Origin of the sequence: Streptomyces griseicoloratus (genome assembly GCF_014534645.1) — a bacterium.
In the GTDB taxonomy this organism is placed as follows: Bacteria; Actinomycetota; Actinomycetes; order Streptomycetales; family Streptomycetaceae; genus Streptomyces; species Streptomyces griseicoloratus.
The window spans coordinates 120,731-139,341 of the sequence record NZ_JACVQF010000235.1 but is presented as its reverse complement, the minus strand read 5'-3'; the positions used below and the strand labels follow the sequence as shown (position 1 = coordinate 139,341).

The following is an 18,611-nucleotide window of genomic DNA, read 5'->3' as shown; positions in this document are numbered from 1 at the left end:
CGAAACGCCGTGCCCCTGGGGTGCAGCCGTCTGCACAGCGCGCGTTGAAACGTTTTTGTCAGCCGCACCGCAAAGTAGGCGGACCCTATGGGCGAGTCAAGGGTTCCGACAGCCCCGCCCCGGTCCGTACCTTCGCGTCATCACGCCGGATTCGCACGGTACTTGCTGCTGACAGGCCCTTTCCACGGCATGCGCGGGCACTCGGGCGATCCACCCGCACCGAACCCTTGCGGCCGCACAGCGGGCTGCGTATGTTCCAGCGCAGGCCATTAAAACGTTAAAACGAGGCGCGATGAGACACACACCTGAGCAGGACGACACCTTCGAGCACAGCAGCCTGCGGCGGCGGGCCCTGCTCAAGATGACAGCGGCGGCCGGTGCCGCGGCGGCGCTGCCGGCGGCCACCGCCTCCGTCGCCTCGGCGGCGGAAGCGCCGGTGACGGCGGCGGGCGCCACGGCCGGCCGGCCCGGCGGCGCGTTCGCCCGTTCCTTCGCCTCCCCCGCGGCACCGGTACGCCCCAAGTTCCGATGGTGGTGGCCGGACGCGCTGGTCGACACGGAGGAGATCAGGCGGGAGATCGACGAGATCGCCGCCGCCGGTTTCGGGGGCGTGGAGATCGCGGCGGTCACCCACAGCGTCTCCGAGCCGATCGACCCGTCCCGTCACGGGTGGGGCACCCCCGCCTGGGTCGGCGCGGTCGAGACGGCCCTCCACCAGGCGAAGAAGCGCGGCATCGTCGTGGACCTCACCATCGGTCCGGCCTGGCCCGCCGCCGTCCCCGGCATCACGCCCGACAGCAACGCCGCGATCAAGGAACTGGCGCACGGCGTCGCCGTCGTGCCCGGCGGCACGGCGTTCACGGGCCCGCTGCCCGAACCCGTGTCCGCTCCCGGCTCCGGGGTGACCACCCGGAAGGTGCGGTCCGTGCAGGCCGCCCGCATCGTCGCCGGGACCTCGCCGACCGCCTTCCCCGCCCGCCTGGAGAATGACTCGGTCGTCGATCTCGCCTCCCGCGTCTCGGACGACGGGCTGGAGTGGACCGCGCCGGACGACGGGACCTGGCTCCTCATCGCCTGCTACGAACGCGGCTCCGGCCAGCGCCCCGAGGGCCCGGCGCACACCAGCCCGCTCAGCTACGTCGTCGACCACTTCAGCGAGGCCGGCACGCGCGCCGTCATCGACTTCTGGGAGAGCCGGATCCTCACGCCGCGCATGCGCAGGCTGCTGCGCGAGACCGGGGGCGCGCTGTTCGAGGACTCCATCGAGATCGAGACGCACGCGACCTTGTGGACGCCCGGCATCATGGCCGAGTTCGAGCGCCGCACGGGCTACTCGCTGCTGCCGTACCTGCCCGCGCTCCTCCAGACGAAGGAGAAGTACGCGTTCGCGTTCGACGACGCCACCAACAAGGCCGTCCGCCGTGACTACATGGAAGTCGTCACGGACCTGTACGTCGAGAACCACCTGCTCCCGGTGCAGAGGTGGGCGCACGGCCTCGGCCTGCAACTCCGCGTCCAGCCGTACGGCCTGCAGACCGACGCGATGTACAAGGCGGCGCTCCTGGACGCCCCGGAGGGCGAATCGCTCGGGTTCAAGAACCTCGACGACTTCCGCTGCCTGGCCGGCGGCCGGGACATGGGCGGCAAGCTGGTGCTGTCCAACGAGGCGGGCGGCACCGCGGGCGGCGCCTACGCGACCACCTGGGACGCCACCCTCAAGAAACTCGTCACCCAGTACGCCGCCGGCGTGAACCAGGCCGTCTTCCACGGCTTCGCGTACGCCGACGCCCCGGGTGCGGCATGGCCCGGCTTCGCCGCCTTCTCCCCCTACAACGGCGGCGCCGGCTACGGCGAGGCCTGGGGCCCGCGCCAGCCGACCTGGCGTCATGTGCCCGAGATCGCCGGGTACCTGAGCCGTATTCAGCAGGTACTGCAGACCGGTGTCAACAAGGCCGACATCGGCGTGCTGTGGCAGAAGGGCTACGCCGGCTCCGGGCTCGGCGCGTCCTGGTTCAGCGGCGAGGGCGTACCGGTCGGCTGGACCCACCTCTTCCTCAGCCCGCGTCTGCTCACCCTGCCCGGCGCCGTCGTGCGCGACGGCCGGTTCGCGCCGGACGGCCCGGCGTTCAAGGCGCTCCTGGTCGACGGGGACGTCATGATCGGGCGTGAGCACACGCTGCAACTGGACGTCGCCGAGAAGCTCGTCGGCTACGCCCGGCAGGGCCTGCCGATCATCGTCATCGGTGACTGGAAGGACGGGCACGTGCCCGGACTGCCGAGGACGGGCGACAACGAGCGCCTGCTGGAGCTGATCGCCGAACTGCTGGCGCAGCCCGGCGTGTTCAACGTCCCCGACCGCCCCGACGTCCCGCAGGGCATCGCCGCCCTGGGCCTGAGGCGCGACGTCGAGTACGCGCAGTCCTCGATGCTGCTGCACGCCCACCGGGCCGACGGGGAGGCCGACTACTACTTCTTCGCCAACGACGCGGTCAGCAAGAAGGGGTCGACCGGCACGCCGATCAGCCACGACGTCACCCTCACCATGCGCAGGCCGGACGTGGTCCCCTACGTGCTGGACGCCTGGACCGGCACGATCGAACCGCTCACCACCTACACGCGGCTCGACGACGGGCGCATCCGGCTGCCCGTCGCGCTGGCGCCCGGGGCCACGACGATCATCGCGACGGCCCGTCCCGGCAAGTGGGTCCCCGGCCCCGCACCCCGCTGGAACGCCACGTCCAGCCAGGCGTCGCAGGTCCGGCGGGCCGAGGGCGGCCGGCTGGAGGTCCGCGACACGCGACCGGGCACCTACACCACCACCCTCCAGGGCGGCGCCACCGTCCGCGCGACCATCGCGAAGGTCGCCGAGCCGATCGCGCTCACCCGCTGGACCCTGACCGCCGAGGACTGGACACCGGGCGCCACCGCGTCGAGCACCGCCCGGAACCGGCGCACCGTCGAGCTGGACGGGCTCAGGCCCTGGTCCCAGATCCCGGAGCTGGCCGACGCGTCGGGCGTGGGCCGGTACCGCACCACGGTGGAACTGGGCGCGGCCTGGACCGGCGGTCACGGCGCCCTGCTGGAGCTGGGCGAGGTCTACGACACCTACCGGGTCACGGTCAACGGGCGTGCTCTGCCGCCCGCGGACCAGCTCACGCCCGTCGTCGACATCGGCCCCCACCTGCGCCGCGGCACCAACATCATCGAGGTGGAGGTGGCCACCTCGCTGCTCAACCGGCTGCGGGTCGTCAACGCACCGGTGTTCGGGGCCGCCAAGCGCCAGGACTACGGGCTCGTCGGCCCGGTGCGTCTCGTTCCGTACGGCAGGGCGGTCGTCGGGGTCTGACCGCTCCGCGCTGTTCCCTCGCCCGCCGGGCGAGGGAGCGGCGCCCTGCGGGGCGTGACCGGATGCCGAGTCACCGGGAAGGGCCGCAGGTCACCCGGGGTCGGCTCAGGTGAGCAGGGGACGGGGCCACCGAGCCAGGCCGCCGCGCTGCGGGGCGCGCCGTGTCGCCTGGTCCACCGAGTCGTGGAACGCGTAGATCCTGCGCAGGTCGCAGATCCCGAAGATCTTGAGGATCTTGTCGTTGACACACGTCAGACGCAGGGAACCCTCGCGGTCACGGATGCGTTTGGTGATCGCCACGATCATGCCGAGCCCCATGGAGTCCAGGAAGGGTGCCGGACACAGGTCCAGCACGAAGTGGCGGTGGCCCTCGTTGAGGAGCGCGATGACCGCTTCGCGGATTCTGGGGGCGGTGTGGGCGTCCACGTCCCCGGTCACCTCGACGACGGTCCAGCCGTTCGCCGGATAGTGGATGAGGCCCAGACGGTCCTCCTGGATGATGCTGGTCCGCATGGCCCGCTCCTCTCCGCCTGGGCGCCCGACGGGCTTCGTTCCCGGCCCGGGAGCGGCGGGCGCTGGGCTGCCCCAGGCTTCTTATCCACTACATGCCGGACGCAACGATCCTGCAAGCGGACGGCGGTCCCACGAGCGGTGGGGCCCCTCCGGCCGGGCGCTCGTCCCCGGCCGGAGGGGCCCCACCCCGCGCCCGACGCCGCGGGTCAGGCGTAAAGCCGGCGGTGCGCGCGGATGATGTCCGCGTAGCGGAGACCGCTCGTCTTCACCGTCCGGGTCTGCGTCGCGTAGTCGACGTGGACGAGGCCGAAGCGCTTGTCGTAGCCGTAGGCCCACTCGAAGTTGTCGAGCAGCGACCAGGCGTAGTAGCCGGCCAGCGGCACGCCCTTGCGGACCGCCCGGGCGCAGGCGCTGACGTGCTCCTCCAGGTAGCGGGCCCGGTCGGGGTCGTGGACCCCGCCGTCGGGGGCGACGGTGTCGGGGAAGGCGGAGCCGTTCTCGGTGACGTACAGCTGTCGCACGCCGTACTCGTCGGTCAGCCTCAGCAGCAGCGCCTCCAGGCCGCCGGCGTCGATCTGCCAGTCCATGCCGGTGCGAGGCACGTCCGGCAGGCGGACCTCGCGGGCGTACGGCACGGGACCCTCGGGGTCGTCGGTCACGGTCGCCGGGAAGTAGTAGTTGAGGCCGTGCCAGTCGAGGGGCGCGGCGATCGTCTCCAGGTCGCCCGGGCGCTCGGGCAGGTCCACTCCGTACAGTTCCCGCATGTCGGCGGGGAAGCCGCGGCCGTAGACGGGGTCCAGCCACCAGCGGTTGGTGTGGCCGTCCATGCGGGTGGCGGCCGCGATGTCCTCCGGGCGGGTGGAGGCGGCGTCGACGGTGGAGTGGTTGGTGACGAGGCCGACCCGTGCGCCCGGGGCCGCGGCCCGGACGGCCTGCGCGCTCAGGCCGTGGGCCAGCAGAAGGTGGTACGAGGCCCGCACGGCGGCGGTCAGGTCGGTCAGGCCCGGTGCCATCCGGCCTTCGAGGTGACCGATCCAGCCGGAGCACAGGGGTTCGTTGAGGGTGGCCCACTGGGTCACCCGGTCGCCGAGCCGGCCGGCCACGACGGAGGCGTACGCGGCGAGGTGTTCGGCGGTGTCGCGCACGGTCCAGCCGCCGCGGTCCTGCAGCGTCTGGGGAAGGTCCCAGTGGTAGAGCGTGACGTTCGGGGTGATGCCGGCGTCGAGGAGGGCGTCGACGAGCCGGTCGTAGAAGTCCAGCCCGGCCTGGTTGACCGGGCCGTCGCCGCCGGGAAGGACGCGGGGCCAGGCCACGGACATGCGGTAGGTGTCGGTGCCGAGCCGCTTCATCAGGGCGATGTCCTCCGGCCACCGGTGGTAGTGGTCGCAGGCCACGTCGCCGTGGTCGCCGTTGTCGGTCTTGCCAGGGGTGTGGGAGAAGGTGTCCCAGATCGACGGCGACCGGCCGTCCTCGGCGACGGCGCCTTCGATCTGGTAGGCGGAGGTGGCCGTGCCCCAGGTGAAGTCGGCGGGGAAGGCGGCCAGGTCGAGCGATTCGGACACAGAGGGCCTCTCTGGGTTGGTCGGGGCGGGAGGAAGGCGGGAGTCCCCCCGGCGGCTACTTGACGGCGCCGGCGGTGAGGCCGGTGACGAGGTAGCGCTGGAGGAGGAGGAAGCCGGCGACGACGGGCAGGCTGACGACGAGGGAGGCAGCCATGACCTGGTTCCAGTACACGTCGTTCTGGGTGGAGTAGCCCTGGAGGCCGACGGCGAGGGTGCGGGTGGTGTCGTTGGTCATGACGGAGGCGAAGAGCACCTCGCCCCAGGCGGTCATGAACGCGTAGACGGCGACGGCGACGATGCCGGGGATCGCCGCGGGCACGATGACCCGGAACAGAGCGCCGAGTGGTCCACAACCGTCCACCTTGGCCGCCTCGTCGAGGTCCCGGGGCACGGAGTCGAAGTAGCCGATCAGCATCCAGATGGAGAAGGGCAGCGAGAAGGTGAGGTAGGTGAGGATCAGGCCGCCGCGGGAGCCGAAGAGCGCGATGCCGGTGGCGTTGCCGATGTTGACGTAGATGAGGAACAGCGGCAGCAGGAAGAGGATGCCGGGGAACATCTGGGTCGAGAGCACGGTCACCGTGAAGACGCGCTTGCCGCGGAAGGAGTAGCGGCTGACCGCGTAGGCGGCGAACACGGCGATGGTGACGGAGCAGACGGTCGCCGCTCCCGCCACGATCAGCGAGTTCATGAAGTAGTCCGCCAGCGGGACCGTTTCCCAGATGTCGAAGTACGGGCGGACGGTGAGGCCCGAGGGGAACCACGCGAACTTGCCGGACACGTCCTCCAGCGGCTTCAGCGAGCTGGAGATCATCACGTACACCGGCAGCAGCACGAAGACGGTGAGGAGGGTCAGGAAGACCCGGCGGCTCCACAGGAAGGACCGCGGGGCGGCCATCGGGGAGCGCGGCTGCCGGCCGGAGGGGCTAGGCATCGACGGCCTTCCTTCCTCGGGAGGTGAGCAGGAGGTAGACGCCCGTGACCACGAGCAGGAACAGCAGGAGCAGGACCGACATCGCCGAGCCCGTCCCGAAGTTCCAGGTCTGGAACGAGGACTGGTAGATGTGGATGGAGATCAGGTCCGCGGCCTCCGGCGCGGCCTTGCCGAACAGGACGAAGGGGGTGTTGAAGTCGTTGAACGTCCACAGGAACAGCACCAGGACGAGGACCTGGTTGACGGGTCGCAGGGCCGGCAGGGTGATGCGGCGGATCTGCTGCCAGACGCCCGCGCCGTCGAGGGCGGCGGCCTCGTAGACGTCCTTCGGGATGTTCTGCAGTCCGGCCATGATGATGAGGAAGGCGAACGGCCAGCCCTTCCACACGGAGACGACCAGCAGCGCGACGAAGCTGTTGTCGCCGATCAGCCAGAACGGCGGGCTGCCGGTGAGCCCGAGCTGGTCGTGCAGGACGTGGTTCACCAGCCCGTTGTCCCGCTGGAACATGAACGCCCAGGTGATGACGGCGGCGTAGACGGGCAGCGCGTACGGGACGAGGAAGATCGTGCGCAGCAGGCCCCGGCCGCGGAAGGACTCCTGGAGGAAGATCGCGGCGGCGGCGCCGAGCAGCCAGCACAGGGCGACCGAGAGCACGGTGAACAGGCAGGTGGTGAAGAAGGACTTCAGCAGCGCCTCGCCCACCGGGGCGTCGAAGTCGACCGACAGTGTGTAGTTGTCGAGGCCGGCCCAGGGCGCGGTGCCCCAGTCGCGGATGTAGAACTGGGTCAGCTCCTTGAAGCTGACGACGATGCCGATCACCATCGGCACGAGGTGGACCAGCAGTTCGAGCAGCAGCGCGGGCAACAGCAGCAGGTACGGCAGGCCGACGCGGCGCAGCCGCCCGGAGCGGCGCCTGCGCGGCGCCGCCCCGGGGACCTTCTCGCGTGCCGTCCGCTCGCCTGTGTCGAGGGCAGCGGTGGTGGTCATGGCGGTGTCCGTGCTCACTTCCTGGGCATCTGCTGCTGGGCCTTTTCGAGCCGGGCCCGCACCGAGTCGGTGGTCACCGGCCGGCCGGCGGCGGCGTCGGCGAAGAGTTCCTTGACCGCGGTGCCGAAGACGGTCTCGAACTGGGACTCCTCGGGGACCTGCGGCAGCGCGGTGGCGCTGGTGACGAGGGTGTCCTTGAGCACGGCGAGCGCCGGGGTGTCGAAGGCCGGGTCCTGCTGGGCGGCCTTGACCGGCGGGATGGAGCCGTAGGCCTTGTTCAGGATGACCTGTTCCTCGTCGCTGGTCATGAACTTGACGAACTTCTTCGCGCCGTCGATGTTCTTGGTGTTCTTGAAGACGGCCATGTTGATGCCGGCGACCATCGAGTTGGCGGCCTTGCCCTGCCCGGGCTCGCCGGACTGCACCGGGGCGGGGGCGACGCCCCACTCGTCGTCCTTCATGCCCTGCGCCTTGAAGGTGGCGGAGGCGGTCTGCCACAGCACCATGGCCGTCTTGTCCTTGGCGAAGTCGCTCAGGGACTGGTTCTGCGCGTACTCGGCGTTCCCGGGCGCGATGATCTTGTCCTTGGCCATGAGGTCGACGTACTGCTTCACCGCCGCCACGGCCCCGTCGGACGTGAAGTCCGCCTTGCCGTCGGGGGTGAAGAAGTCCGCGCCGTGCTGTTTGCCGAGGACGAAGACCTGGTGGATGTTGTTGGAGAGGTTCGAGCCCTCGGCGCCGAGCCCCCACTTGCCGTCCTTGGAGAGCTTCTTGCCGGTTTCGGCCAGCTCCGCCCAGGTGGCCGGCGGCTTGTCGATGCCGGCCTCGGCGAACATCTTCTTGTTGTAGTAGAGCGCGTAGGCCATCGAGTACAGCGGTACGGCGGCCGGGTCCTGGCCCTTGGCGCCGGTGGAACCGAGCGCGGACTCCACGAAGCGGTCCTTGCCGCCGATCGCCTCGAAGTTCTTCGCGTCCCAGGGCAGCAGGGCGCCGCTGGACTGGAGCGAGGCGCTCCAGGTGTTGCCGATGTTGAGGACGTCGGGGCCCTGGCCGGAGGTGGTGGCGGTGAGGATGCGGTTGAGGAGATCGCTCCAGGGCACCACCTCCAGCTTCACCTTGATGCCGGTCTCCTTCTCGAACTTGTCGAGTTCCGGCTGGAGGACCTTCTTGTCCACCTCCAGGTTCGCGCCCTGGTTGGAGGCCCAGTACGTGAGCGTCTTCGGCTGCTCGTTGGACCCCTCCGTGCCGGAGGACCCGCCGCCGCAGGCCGCCGCGGTGAGGACGAGCGAGACGGTGACGGCGCCGACGGCCGCGGCTCTGATTCTGCGCATGACTCCAGAGGCCTTCCGGAAAGTGGTGGGTGTCGCTCGCGGGAGCCGAGGCCGCAGCAGTGCCCGCGTGCCGCCCCCGAATCCCCCCACGGCTTAATTTAGGATGTGAGTTAAACCTCAAGCGAAGGTCGCGTCAAGGGCTCCGTCCCATGTAGGTTGCAAGCAGGACTTCAGGACGAGGGGGCAGGGTGAGAGTGCGCAACGGCCGTACGGTGCGTGACCTGCGGCGGGAGAACCGCACCGCGGTATTGCAACGGTTGTATTTCGACGGGCCGCTGAGCCGCTTCTCACTCGGTCCCGCCACCGGGCTGAGTTCCGGCTCCGTGAGCAACGTGGTGGCCGAACTGGTCACCGAGGGCCTGGTGGAGGAGGCCGGCAGTGTCGACTCGGCCGGCGGACGCCCGCGACGGCTGCTGCGCATCAGGGCGCACAGCAAGTACATGATCGGCGTCGACATCGGCGAGACCCGCGTCCGGATCGAGCTGTTCGACCTGGCCCTCACCGAACTCGCCCGCGTCGAGAGGCCGCTGGAGACCGGAGGCGGGCGCCGCACCGACCGCTACGACGTCGGCGTCGTCGTCGGCCATCTGCGCGAGGGCATCCCCGAGGTCCTGGACCGGGCCGGGATCGCGGCCCAGCGGCTGCTCGGCGTGGGCATCGGGGTGCCGGGCATCGTCGCGAGGACGCCCGAGGACGGCGCCGTCGTGCACGGCCAGACGATCGGCTGGGACTCCGTTCCCCTGGAGCGGCTGCTGCGCGAGGCCCGGCTCGTGCCCGAGTCCGTGCCGTACTACATCGACAACGGCGCCAGGACCCTCGGCCAGGCGGAGATGTGGTTCGGCTCGGGCCGGGGCGCGCAGAACGCGGTGGTGGTGCTCTTCGGTTCCGGCGTGGGCGCCTGCGTGGTCGCCGACGACATGGGGCCCGGCCGGGCCGTGGAGTGGGGACATCTGACGGTACGGGTACGGGGGCGCCGGTGCCGCTGCGGCGCCCAGGGCTGCCTGGAGGCGTACGCGGGCGCGGAGGCGCTCCTGGAGCGCTGGGCGGAGGCCGGGGGGCGCCCGCCCTCGGGGGTGTCCGAGGAGACCGCGCTCACCGCGATGCTCGCCGCCGCCTACCCGGCCCCGGACGCTACGGGGGCCGCCGCGGAACCCGACGCGACGGCCCTGGCCGTCCTGGAGGAGACCGCCGAGTACCTCGGCGCGGGGTTCTCCGACCTGATCAACCTCTTCCAGCCCGAACGCATCCTGGTCGGCGGCTGGGCGGGGCTGCAGCTCGGCCGGCGCTTCCTGGACTCGGTCACGGCCTACGCGATGTCGTACTCCATGCGCTACCCGGCCGCCCGCGTGCGCATCGACCTCGGCACGCTGGGACCGGACGCCGTCACCGTCGGGGCGGCGATCCTGCCCCTCGCCGACTTCTTCGCCCGCGGCGGCCGTCAGGAGGAGACCGAGGCGGAGGAGCCCGACCCGGCGTGGCGGGCGAGCCTGCGCGAGCGCTCGGCCCACTGACCGGCGCCGGCCTGTGGCCGGGAGGGCGGGCGCGGCCGCGGGGCGGAGCCCGGCGCCTCAGGGGCCGGTGACCGTGACCGTCCCCTCCCACCGCAGGTCTCCTGCGGACCTCCCCACCCAGAGCCGGAAAGTCCCGGTCTCCGTGGACCAGCCGCCCGCCTCCCGCGACCAGTGCCGCAGGGCACGGGGCGGGATCTCCGCCTCGGCCGTCGCCGTCCGGCCCGGCCCGGCCGTCACGGCCGCGTAGCCGGCGAACCAGCGCACCGGCCGCTCCACCGCCGACCCCGGCCGCGACAGGTACACCTGTACGACCTCGCGCCCGTGCCGGCCGCCGGTGTTGCGCACCCTCACCCGTACGGTGAACGGGTCCCCCGCGGTGACGTCCGCGGGCGCGTCCACGGCCTCGTACTCCCAGGCGGGCTCCCGTCCGGCCCGCAGCCACGCCCGGTGGCCGATGTGGATGCCCGCTCGGTAGTCGAGTCCGCCGTCCACCGGCCGGGTGCGGGTGACGGGCGCGTCCGTCAGGGACGCCGCCCAGGTCGTGGGGAGCCGGCCGGCCGGCTCGGCGAGGCCGAACAGGACGTCGGCCAGTGCCCCGCCGGCTTCCTGTCCCGGGAACCAGGTGAGCAGCAGGGCGCCCACGTCCTCCCGCCAGGGCATGTCGACGGGACCCCCGCTGTTGACGACGGCGACGGTGCGCGGGTTCGCGGCGGCCACCGCCCGGACGAGTTCGTCCTGGTGCCCGCCGAGCGACAGTCCGGCGCGGTCGCGTCCCTCGGTCTCACCGTGCTCGGTGGTGCCGACGACCACGATCGCGGCGTCCGCGTTCCGCGCGGCCCGCACCGCGGCGTCCAGCGCGGCGGCCGGGTCGGGCTCCGGCGGGGCCGCGGCGAGCACGGTGGCACGCCCGCCGCCGGGCACCAGTTCGCGCCGCGCCACCACGCGCACGGGCCGCTTCGAGGGCAGGGGCATCCGCGCCGTGTGCACGGGCGGGTTCACGTGGACGACGGCCGGATCGTCCGTCTCCCGGGGGAAGTCTCCTTGCAGGAGGAGGTGTTCGTCGACGGTGAGTGTCATGCGTCCGAAGCCGCCGACGCCGAACGTCCACTCCCCCGTCGGCTCCGGCCGCAGCACCGCGCTGATCTCCACCGTGTGCGCCCCCGGCGGCAGATCCGGCTCCAGCTGCCGGCCCGAGAGACGGTGCTCCGCGCGCAGCTCCCGCCCGGCGTCGTCCAGAACGCGCAGGAGCACGCCGGGCGCGCCCGACCTTGGATCGCTGCACCGGCCGGTGTCCACCGGAGGCGGCGGTACCCCGAGGGAGGGGCCGGGCACGTGCACCACCCGGGCACGGCCACGCAGCCGGGCCCGGACACCGGCGAGCGGAGTGACCACGTCGGAGCAGAAGACACCCGCACTGCCCCCGCCCTGCGTGCGCGGGTACGCGGCGTGCACACCGATCACCGCGACGGTGGACAGCCCGCCGGGGTCCAGCGGCAGCACGCCGGTGTTGCGCAGCAGGACCGATCCGGCGCGGGCCGCGCGGCGCAGCAGCGCACGGGTCCGGCGTGCCGGCCGCACCGGCACGCGGCGTGGACGGTGCGGTTCCAGCGCTCCCACCCGCCCGGCGAGCCGGAGCACCCGCCGCACCTTGTCGTCGACGGCCTTCTCGTCGACCGTGCCGTCCCGCACCGCGCGGACCAGCGCCGCGCCCCAGGGGCTCTCCGGTCCCGGCATCGCCAGGTCGAGCGCGGCGCGGCCGGTCGCCTCGGTGGACCGCGTGGCCGCCCAGTCGGACACGACGACGCCGTCGAAGCCCCACTCCCCCTTGAGGGGGTCCGCCAGCAGCGGGCTCGCCGTCATGGTCGCACCGTTGACGGAGTTGTAGCCCGCCATGACGAGCCACACCCCGGCCTCGACGGCCGCCTCGAAGGGGGCGAGGTACACCTCCCGCAGGGCCCGTTCGGACACCCGCACGTCGACGGTGAGCCGGTCGGTCTCGGAGTCGTTGGCGACGTAGTGCTTGGCCGTGGCGGCCACTCCGAGGCCCTGGACGCCCCGGATCAGTGCGGCGCCGGTACGGCCGGTCAGCTCCGGGTCCTCGGAGAAGCACTCGAAGTGCCGGCCGCCCAGCGGGCTGCGGTGGAGGTTGAGCGTGGGAGCGAGGACCACGTCGACACCCTTGCGCGCGGCCTCCGTGGCCAGCAGGCCGCCGAGCTCCTCCACCAGGTCCTCGTCCCACATCGCTCCCAGGGCGGAGGCGGAGGGCAGCAGGGCCGAGGAGCGCCGCTCGTCCCAGGCCTCCCCGCGGACCCCGGCGGGTCCGTCCGAGGTCACCATCTCCCGCAGTCCGATCGCGGCTTCACCGGCGGTGCGCCAGGTCGTCGCGCCGGTGAGCAGGCGCACCTTCTGTTCGAGACTCAGCTTGCCGATGAGCCGGTCGAGTGTCTCGTCGTCCATTCCCGCTCTTGCGTTCAGGGCAGCCGGTGGTCCGAGTTCAGCACCGCGCCGCGCTCCGGGTGGTTCTGGTCGTAGCCCCGCGTGTCGCACTGGAGGCCGCCCACGATGCAGTGATCGACCAAGGCCTTGAGAGTCCGCTCCTCCCAGGCGTTGAAGAAGTCGTAGTGGAAGGAGTAACCGCGACCACTGGCCAGGCGGACGTCGCTCATGTCGCCGTTGACCGGGAAGGCCATCTTGAACTCGATCATCGGCAGGGCGACCGGGTGGGAGGCCGGGCACATGTTGTCGTTGGTGCCGGGTTTGACGACCGGGTAGGCCATGTGGCTCTTGTGGTCGGGGGTGTCGAGGTACTTGCCGTCCCAGCAGCTGGGCGCCTGGAAGCGGATGTTGAGCTGTACGTCGGGCCGGCTCGGGCAGCTCGCCGGGATGTCGACGTTGAAGAAGCTGTCACCGCATTCCCAGCCCTCGACGAAACCCTTGTGGCCGCGGAACTCCTGGGCGCTCTGCATCGGGTCGCCGACGACGAACCGCAGCCCCTTGGGGAAGGGCCGCACGCTGGTGTAGTCGGTGACTCCGGCCTTGTAGTAGATGACCTGGGGTCCGACCGGCAGGATCTTCTCGTCCCCCTTGTACAGGGACGGCATCCAGTACGCCGAGGCGTCGGCCGGTGCCCGGCAGGTGGTGTCGCCGCCGTAGAGGCTCGCCGTCGTGCTGCCGGCGTGCGTCGTCTTGTTGCCCATGAACGTGTGGTCGTGGGACTTGCCCGGCTGCCCCGGGTACACGATCGGGTCGTCCGGCGCGGTGTGTGTGACGGCGCAGTTGGCCTGGAACTCCTTGTGGTAGCGCGGCGGCGGGGTGGCAACGGACGGGGTCACACCGGTGACCTGGGGAACGGCCGGTATGTAGCCGTCGCCGTCGGGGTCGTCGGCGGACGCCCGGGTCGACACCGCCGTGGTGTGCGCGCTGTGAGCGCCGGCCGAAGCGGCAGGGGCGCCGCCGGGACCCGCCGCCGTGGCGACGGTGCCGACGCCGAGCACGCCGGCGAACAGTGCGCCGCCGAGCAGCAGCGCGGGGAGTTTCGAACGTGGTCTCATGGGGCCTCCTGCCCGCTGAGGTGCCAAGTGGGGGTGGTGCGAAGGGCGCCGCCGGGCGCCCTTCGCCGTCGTCAGCTGTAGATGCCGAACTCGTGCAGCGAGTAGCCCCAACCGGTGCCACGCGCCGTCAGGTGCAGTCGTACGTGTCGTGCGGTCGCCGCGACGTCGATGGTGTCGATGTCACCGTTTCCGGTGGTGGTGGTGTGGACCGTGCGCCAGGTGGTGCCGTCGTCGGAGACCTGGACCTCGTAGGACTTGGCGTAGGCGGGGTCCCAGACGAGCTGGAGCTTGCGGATGGGGGTGGCGGCGCCGAGGTCGACCTTGATCCATTGCGGGTCGCTCCAGTCGCTGGCCCAGCGCGTGTCGGCCCTGCCGTCCGTCGCCTTGGCGGGCTCGCACGGGCAGTCGCCGTACGAGGGCTGGAAGGAGGAGGCCGTGGTGGGCTTGTTCAGGGCCACGTTCGTGCCGGAGACCGGCGGGGCCACGACCTTGACCGACTCGGTCTCGATGCCGGCGTTGCCGTGGCCGTCCTCGGCCTGGACGTACACCTTCCAGACGCCCAGCTTCTCGGGGGCCGTCACGACGAAGGTGCCGTCGCCGGCGGGCCGCCACTCGGCCTCGACGAGGCGCTTGTCGCCGCTCGCGTAGTTGCCGCTGAGGAAGACCTTGTACGTGACCGGGTCGCCGTCGGGGTCGCGGACGTCCGCGCGGACGGTGAACTCGCCGCCCGCCGCGGCCGACGAGGCGGGGGTGACGGCCATGTTCGTGATGACGGGCGGGGTGTTGTCGCCTGCGCTCGATCCGGTGTAGGCCCTCTTGACCGCGTAGTAGGACAGCCTCCTCAGGCCGTCGGGCACGAGGTTGAACCAGACTCCGCCGAAGTCGTGCTCGACGCCGTAGTGGAAGAGGGTGGCGCCGAGGGCGACGCCCCGGTGGCCGGTGACGCAGTTCCAGGCCTTGGTGTAGCCCTCGGCCTTCTGCACGTCGGTCGGCTCGTCGGGGACCCCGTTGGCGTCGTCCGGCACCTCCCACTCACCGGCCGGTCCGCCCTCGGTGATGATGTACGGCTTGGTGTAGCCGCCCGCCTCCCAGGCCTCCTGGACGTTGCAGATGTCGCCGTAGGAGTTCATCGAGTACAGGTCGAGGTCGGGTGCGTTGCGCTTGTAGTACGGCCAGGCGCCGGTCCAGGCGTCGGTGGAGGTGACGGGGTGGTCGGGGTCGATGCTGTGGATCTTCTTCGCGACGTCGTTGACAAAGCTGGTGTAGGCGTTGCGCTGGGTCTCCAGCTCCGTGCCGCTGTAGCAGTTCTGCAGGCCGAGGACCGATTCGTTGCCGACGTTCCACATCAGTGTGGCGGGGTGCGACTTGTAGGCCTCCACCCACTTCGAGAACTCGGTCAGCATGTTGTTCTTGTACGTCGTGTCGGTGACGTAGTTGACGCAGCCGCCACTGCCCGGGCCGCCGCCCGGCTGGAGCCAGAAGCCGTTGATCACGCGGATGCCGTTGGCCGCCGCGGAGTCCAGCAGCGGCTTGGTGCCGCCGTCGGTGCCCCAGGTGCGGATGGTGTTGACGCCCATGGACTTGACGTCGGGCATGTACTTCGGGGCGTCCGCGATGGCGGGGCCCCAGGTGAGGCCCTTGACGGTGTACGGCTGGCCGCCGACGGCCAGTTGCCAGTTCCCCTGTGAGCCGGTGACCTCGACCGCTCCTGTGGCGGGCGGTGTGCCGTCCGTGGTCCCGTACACCTGGAACTCCCACAGGGAGTAGCCGTAGCCGCCGGACCGCTCGGTCCCCAGCATGCGGACGTAGCGGCCGGATCCGGAGACGGCGACCTCGTCCGTGCCTCCGTCGGAACCGGTCACGGTCTTCAGGGTCCGCCAATCCGTGCCGTTGTCGGACGCCTGGATCTGGTAGCTCTTGCCGTACGCGGCTTCCCAGGTCAGCACGGTGCGGCTGAGGTCCGCGCGCTGTCCGAGGTCGACCTGGAGCCACTGCGGGTCGCTCCACCGGCTGGCCCAGCGGGTGCCGGTGAGGTCGCCGTCGACGGCCGCGGAGGCGGCGTAGGCGTCGCCTTCCTGGGAGGAGGCGGTGGCGGGCCGGCCCTGCGAGAGCAGGGTCTCCGCCGCTCGGGCGGGCGGAGCGGCGAGGGCGAGCGACGACGCCAGCAGCGCGCCGAGGGTGAGCAGCGGGACGCCGGCTCTGCGGCCGGTCGATCCGCGGTACGCGGGGGGTCTGGACACATCTGCTCCTGGCGGGTTGGGGAGAGCCGACGGGGGCGGGGCGGTGCGCGCACCGCGTGAGGGCCCCTCCGGGCCGGGCCGCGAGGGGTGTCGTCCGGCCCGGAGGGGAGGTGCGGCCGACGGACGTACCGGTCAGGGATAGGACACGACGGTGGACGGCACGGTGGTGGTGCCGGCGGGAACCGTGGAAGCGCCGGTGTCGTTGACGACGTGGTTGTAGTGGCCCATGCCGCCGAGGGAGACCACGAGGAGGCTGTGGAACCTCACCCCCGGCTTGACGGGTGTTTTGAAGCCGTGGTCCTGGCGGATCGTCGGGTCGACGTTGTAGTTGCAGTAGCTGCCCAGGCCCCAGGCTTCGTGGGTGTCCACGGAGTCGTCGACCCGGTAGGCGGCGTACCCCTTCGTCGTGCCGTTCTGGATGGCGGCCTGGTTCGGGGCGTCGTACGCCTTCTCGTTCTGGTAGAAGATCGTCCGGCCGCGTTCGCCGTACCACTCGACGTCGTACTTGTTGAAGTGCTCGACGAACAGGCCGGTGGCCAGGACGTCGTCGCCGTTGACGCGGACCCCGTAGTCGGCGCGGTTGGTCTCCCAGCCGACGCCGTCGCCGTGGTCGGCCCGCCACACCCAGGTGTGGTCGATGACCGTGTCGTGGCTGTTGATCACCATGCTGGTGGTCGCCTTGCCCGCGCCCGCGCCGCCGATGCGGATGTAGACGTCCTGCACGGTGGTCGGGTTCGCCGCGTGGTCGGCGCTCGCGCCCTGCGGGCCGACCTCCAGCAGTGTCGGGGAGTTGACCGGTCCGGCGTCGATGAGGAAGCCGGCGAGCCTGACGCCGTCCACGTCGGCGACCTTCATGGCGGTCACGCCGTTGTCCGGGATGATCGTGGCCAGACCGAGGCCCAGCACGATGGTGTTCGCCCGGTCGATGTCGATCGTCCGGTCGACGTGGTAGACGCCGGGGGTGAAGAGCAGGTGGAGGCCCTGGTCGACCGCGGCGTTGATGGTGGCGGCGGTGGCACCCGGCTTGACGACGTAGAACTTGCTCAGCGGGATCGACTCGCCCTGCGGGGTGCCGTTCGCCCAGGTGGTGCCGCGCGCGTTGGTCCGCTTGGCGGGGGCGAAGACCTTGAACTCGTTGCCGTCCAGGTAGAGGAAGGGCTTCTCGCGGGAGATCGGCGTCGTGCCGAGCGTGGTGTAACGGGGCTCGGGGAAGCTGGTGGCGGGAGCGCCCTCGACGCCTGAGAAGACCTGGTTCCACACGCTGTTGGACCAGCCGCCGATGGAGCTGTCGCGGGTGTACCACTGCTGCTGCGAGTAGTTGCCCACCTGGCCGTCGATCTTGCTGTCGGCGATGTAGCCGCCGCTGGCCCAGCCGTAGCCGTTGGGCGCGAGGTTGAGGCCGCCCTTGACGTGCATGCGGCGGAACGAGGCGGCCTGTGAGACCGCCCACCGGTTCGTGCCGCTGACCGGGTTGACGGCGAGGTTCTCCGCGGCCCGCCAGAAGTTCTGGGTGGCGTTGCCGTTGAACCAGCCGGCGTCGACGGTGATGTCACCGTTGATCGTCGTGTCGTCGGGGCGCAGGCCGAGGCCGGCTATCTGGGTGTAGAAGCCGATCTGGGCGTTGAGGTTGTCGTAGGTGCCCGGCTTGAAGAAGAAGGCGTGCCGGCCGGACCCGAACTGCGCGGACTCCTGCTGCTGGAAGACCTGGTCCAGCTTGGCCTGGATGCCGGGCGTGGACGGGTCGAAGACGTGGACGTTCGGGCCCAGGTCGCCGCCGCCCGGGATGACCGGGCCCGGGTCGTCGCCGGTGGTTCCGTAGACCTTGAACTCCCAGAGCGAGTAGCCGTATCCGGTGGCGCGGGCGGTGCCGAGCATGCGGACGTACCGGGCGGTGCCGGAGACGTCGACGGTCTCCGTGCCGCCGGCGCCGGTGGTCGTGGAGTAGGCCGTCGACCAGTCCGTGCCGTTCTGGGACGTCTCGATCCGGTAGGACTTGGCGTAGGCCGCCTCCCAGCGCAGCTCGACCTGGGACAGGGAGGCCGGGGCACCGAGGTCGACGCGGATCCACTGCGGGTCGGAGGCGGCGCTGGACCAGCGGGTGCCGTTGTCGCCGTCGACGGCCGCGGTGGCCGGAGTGCCGTAGTGCTCCTGGCTCGACGCGGTGACGGGCTTGCCCTGCGACAACAGCACGGGGGCGGCCTCGGCCCGTGTCGCGGGGACGAGGCCGAGCAGGGCGGCTGCCAGAGCGGCGGCGACGACGCCGGCGACGCTGCGGCGGCCGGGTCTCTGTGACGGCGGTGGCGCGAGTGGTGCTGGTGGTATGCCGGCTGGGGGCATGAGGTCTCCTCGACGTGGGACCGGTGGTGGGAGGACGCTCGGCCAGAGAGCGCTCCCCGGAACCTTGCCCGCAGCGGCAGTTGTGGTCAAGGAGTACGACAAGGCTTTTCTTTTGGCTTGCATTAAGCACCTGTTGACGCTGCCCGGCACAGGCCGCCGCCCCGCGCCGGGCGGCCGTCGCCACCTTGCCGTGGCCGCGGATCGATCACACATACGAGCTGCGCAAGTGCTGGGCACGGCCCTCCGGGGAGCCATACACTCGTCTGGCCCTATGTGGTGACAAAGCCCGTTTCCCATCGGC

General features: G+C 71.3%; 11 protein-coding genes. 2 read left to right on the top strand and 9 right to left on the bottom strand.

Annotated features, from left to right (window positions below; all coding sequences use genetic code 11):
* The first annotated feature begins 292 nt into the window (after positions 1-292).
* Positions 293-3,346, top strand: a complete 3,054-nt coding sequence (locus H0H10_RS36345; RefSeq protein ID WP_223180961.1) for a glycosyl hydrolase — start codon at positions 293-295, stop codon at positions 3,344-3,346.
* A gap of 105 nt (positions 3,347-3,451) precedes the next feature.
* Here H0H10_RS36345 and H0H10_RS36340 read toward each other — a convergent pair whose 3' ends face one another.
* The 5 genes from H0H10_RS36340 to H0H10_RS36320 form a co-directional block, all read right to left on the bottom strand.
* The gene (locus H0H10_RS36340) at positions 3,452-3,859 is read right to left on the bottom strand and encodes an STAS domain-containing protein (protein ID WP_188185459.1); all 408 of its coding nucleotides are present in this window, start codon (positions 3,857-3,859) and stop codon (positions 3,452-3,454) included.
* Between the two features lie 206 nt (positions 3,860-4,065).
* Positions 4,066-5,421 (bottom strand): GH1 family beta-glucosidase, encoded by a 1,356-nt coding sequence (locus H0H10_RS36335; RefSeq protein ID WP_188185458.1) that lies wholly within the window; start codon positions 5,419-5,421, stop codon positions 4,066-4,068.
* Between the two features lie 55 nt (positions 5,422-5,476).
* Positions 5,477-6,316 (bottom strand): carbohydrate ABC transporter permease, encoded by an 840-nt coding sequence (locus tag H0H10_RS36330; RefSeq protein ID WP_188185626.1) that lies wholly within the window; start codon positions 6,314-6,316, stop codon positions 5,477-5,479.
* 28 nt (positions 6,317-6,344) lie between these two features.
* Complete coding sequence (locus H0H10_RS36325; protein ID WP_188185457.1) at positions 6,345-7,340, bottom strand: carbohydrate ABC transporter permease; 996 nt, start codon at positions 7,338-7,340, stop codon at positions 6,345-6,347.
* A gap of 14 nt (positions 7,341-7,354) precedes the next feature.
* A complete protein-coding gene (locus tag H0H10_RS36320; protein WP_188185456.1) occupies positions 7,355-8,671 on the bottom strand; it encodes an ABC transporter substrate-binding protein in 1,317 nt (438 codons plus the stop codon).
* Positions 8,672-8,859: 188 nt separating this feature from the next.
* On the opposite strand from H0H10_RS36320, the gene H0H10_RS36315 reads away from it, so the two are divergent.
* Positions 8,860-10,182, top strand: coding sequence for an ROK family protein (locus H0H10_RS36315; RefSeq protein WP_188185455.1), 1,323 nt, complete (start codon positions 8,860-8,862; stop codon positions 10,180-10,182).
* A gap of 57 nt (positions 10,183-10,239) precedes the next feature.
* On the opposite strand, the gene H0H10_RS36310 is transcribed toward H0H10_RS36315, so the two are convergent.
* The 4 genes from H0H10_RS36310 to H0H10_RS36295 form a co-directional block, all read right to left on the bottom strand.
* A complete protein-coding gene (locus H0H10_RS36310; RefSeq protein WP_188185454.1) occupies positions 10,240-12,639 on the bottom strand; it encodes a beta-glucosidase family protein in 2,400 nt (799 codons plus the stop codon).
* Between the two features lie 14 nt (positions 12,640-12,653).
* Positions 12,654-13,733, bottom strand: a complete 1,080-nt coding sequence (locus H0H10_RS36305) for a DUF1996 domain-containing protein (RefSeq protein ID WP_188185453.1) — start codon at positions 13,731-13,733, stop codon at positions 12,654-12,656.
* 71 nt (positions 13,734-13,804) lie between these two features.
* Entirely contained in the window at positions 13,805-15,973 is a 2,169-nt protein-coding gene (locus tag H0H10_RS36300; protein ID WP_188185452.1) for a discoidin domain-containing protein, read from the bottom strand.
* Between the two features lie 132 nt (positions 15,974-16,105).
* Complete coding sequence (locus tag H0H10_RS36295; protein ID WP_188185451.1) at positions 16,106-18,310, bottom strand: discoidin domain-containing protein; 2,205 nt, start codon at positions 18,308-18,310, stop codon at positions 16,106-16,108.
* Between the last annotated feature and the right edge of the window lie 301 nt (positions 18,311-18,611).

Coding starts and splice junctions, on each gene's coding strand:
- H0H10_RS36345 (WP_223180961.1), top strand. CDS start 293: ATGAGACACACACCTGAGCAGGACGACACCTTCGAGCACAGCAGCCTG.
- H0H10_RS36340 (WP_188185459.1), bottom strand. CDS start 3,859: ATGCGGACCAGCATCATCCAGGAGGACCGTCTGGGCCTCATCCACTAT.
- H0H10_RS36330 (WP_188185626.1), bottom strand. CDS start 6,316: ATGGCCGCCCCGCGGTCCTTCCTGTGGAGCCGCCGGGTCTTCCTGACC.
- H0H10_RS36325 (WP_188185457.1), bottom strand. CDS start 7,340: ATGACCACCACCGCTGCCCTCGACACAGGCGAGCGGACGGCACGCGAG.
- H0H10_RS36320 (WP_188185456.1), bottom strand. CDS start 8,671: ATGCGCAGAATCAGAGCCGCGGCCGTCGGCGCCGTCACCGTCTCGCTC.
- H0H10_RS36310 (WP_188185454.1), bottom strand. CDS start 12,639: ATGGACGACGAGACACTCGACCGGCTCATCGGCAAGCTGAGTCTCGAA.
- H0H10_RS36305 (WP_188185453.1), bottom strand. CDS start 13,733: ATGAGACCACGTTCGAAACTCCCCGCGCTGCTGCTCGGCGGCGCACTG.
- H0H10_RS36295 (WP_188185451.1), bottom strand. CDS start 18,310: ATGCCCCCAGCCGGCATACCACCAGCACCACTCGCGCCACCGCCGTCA.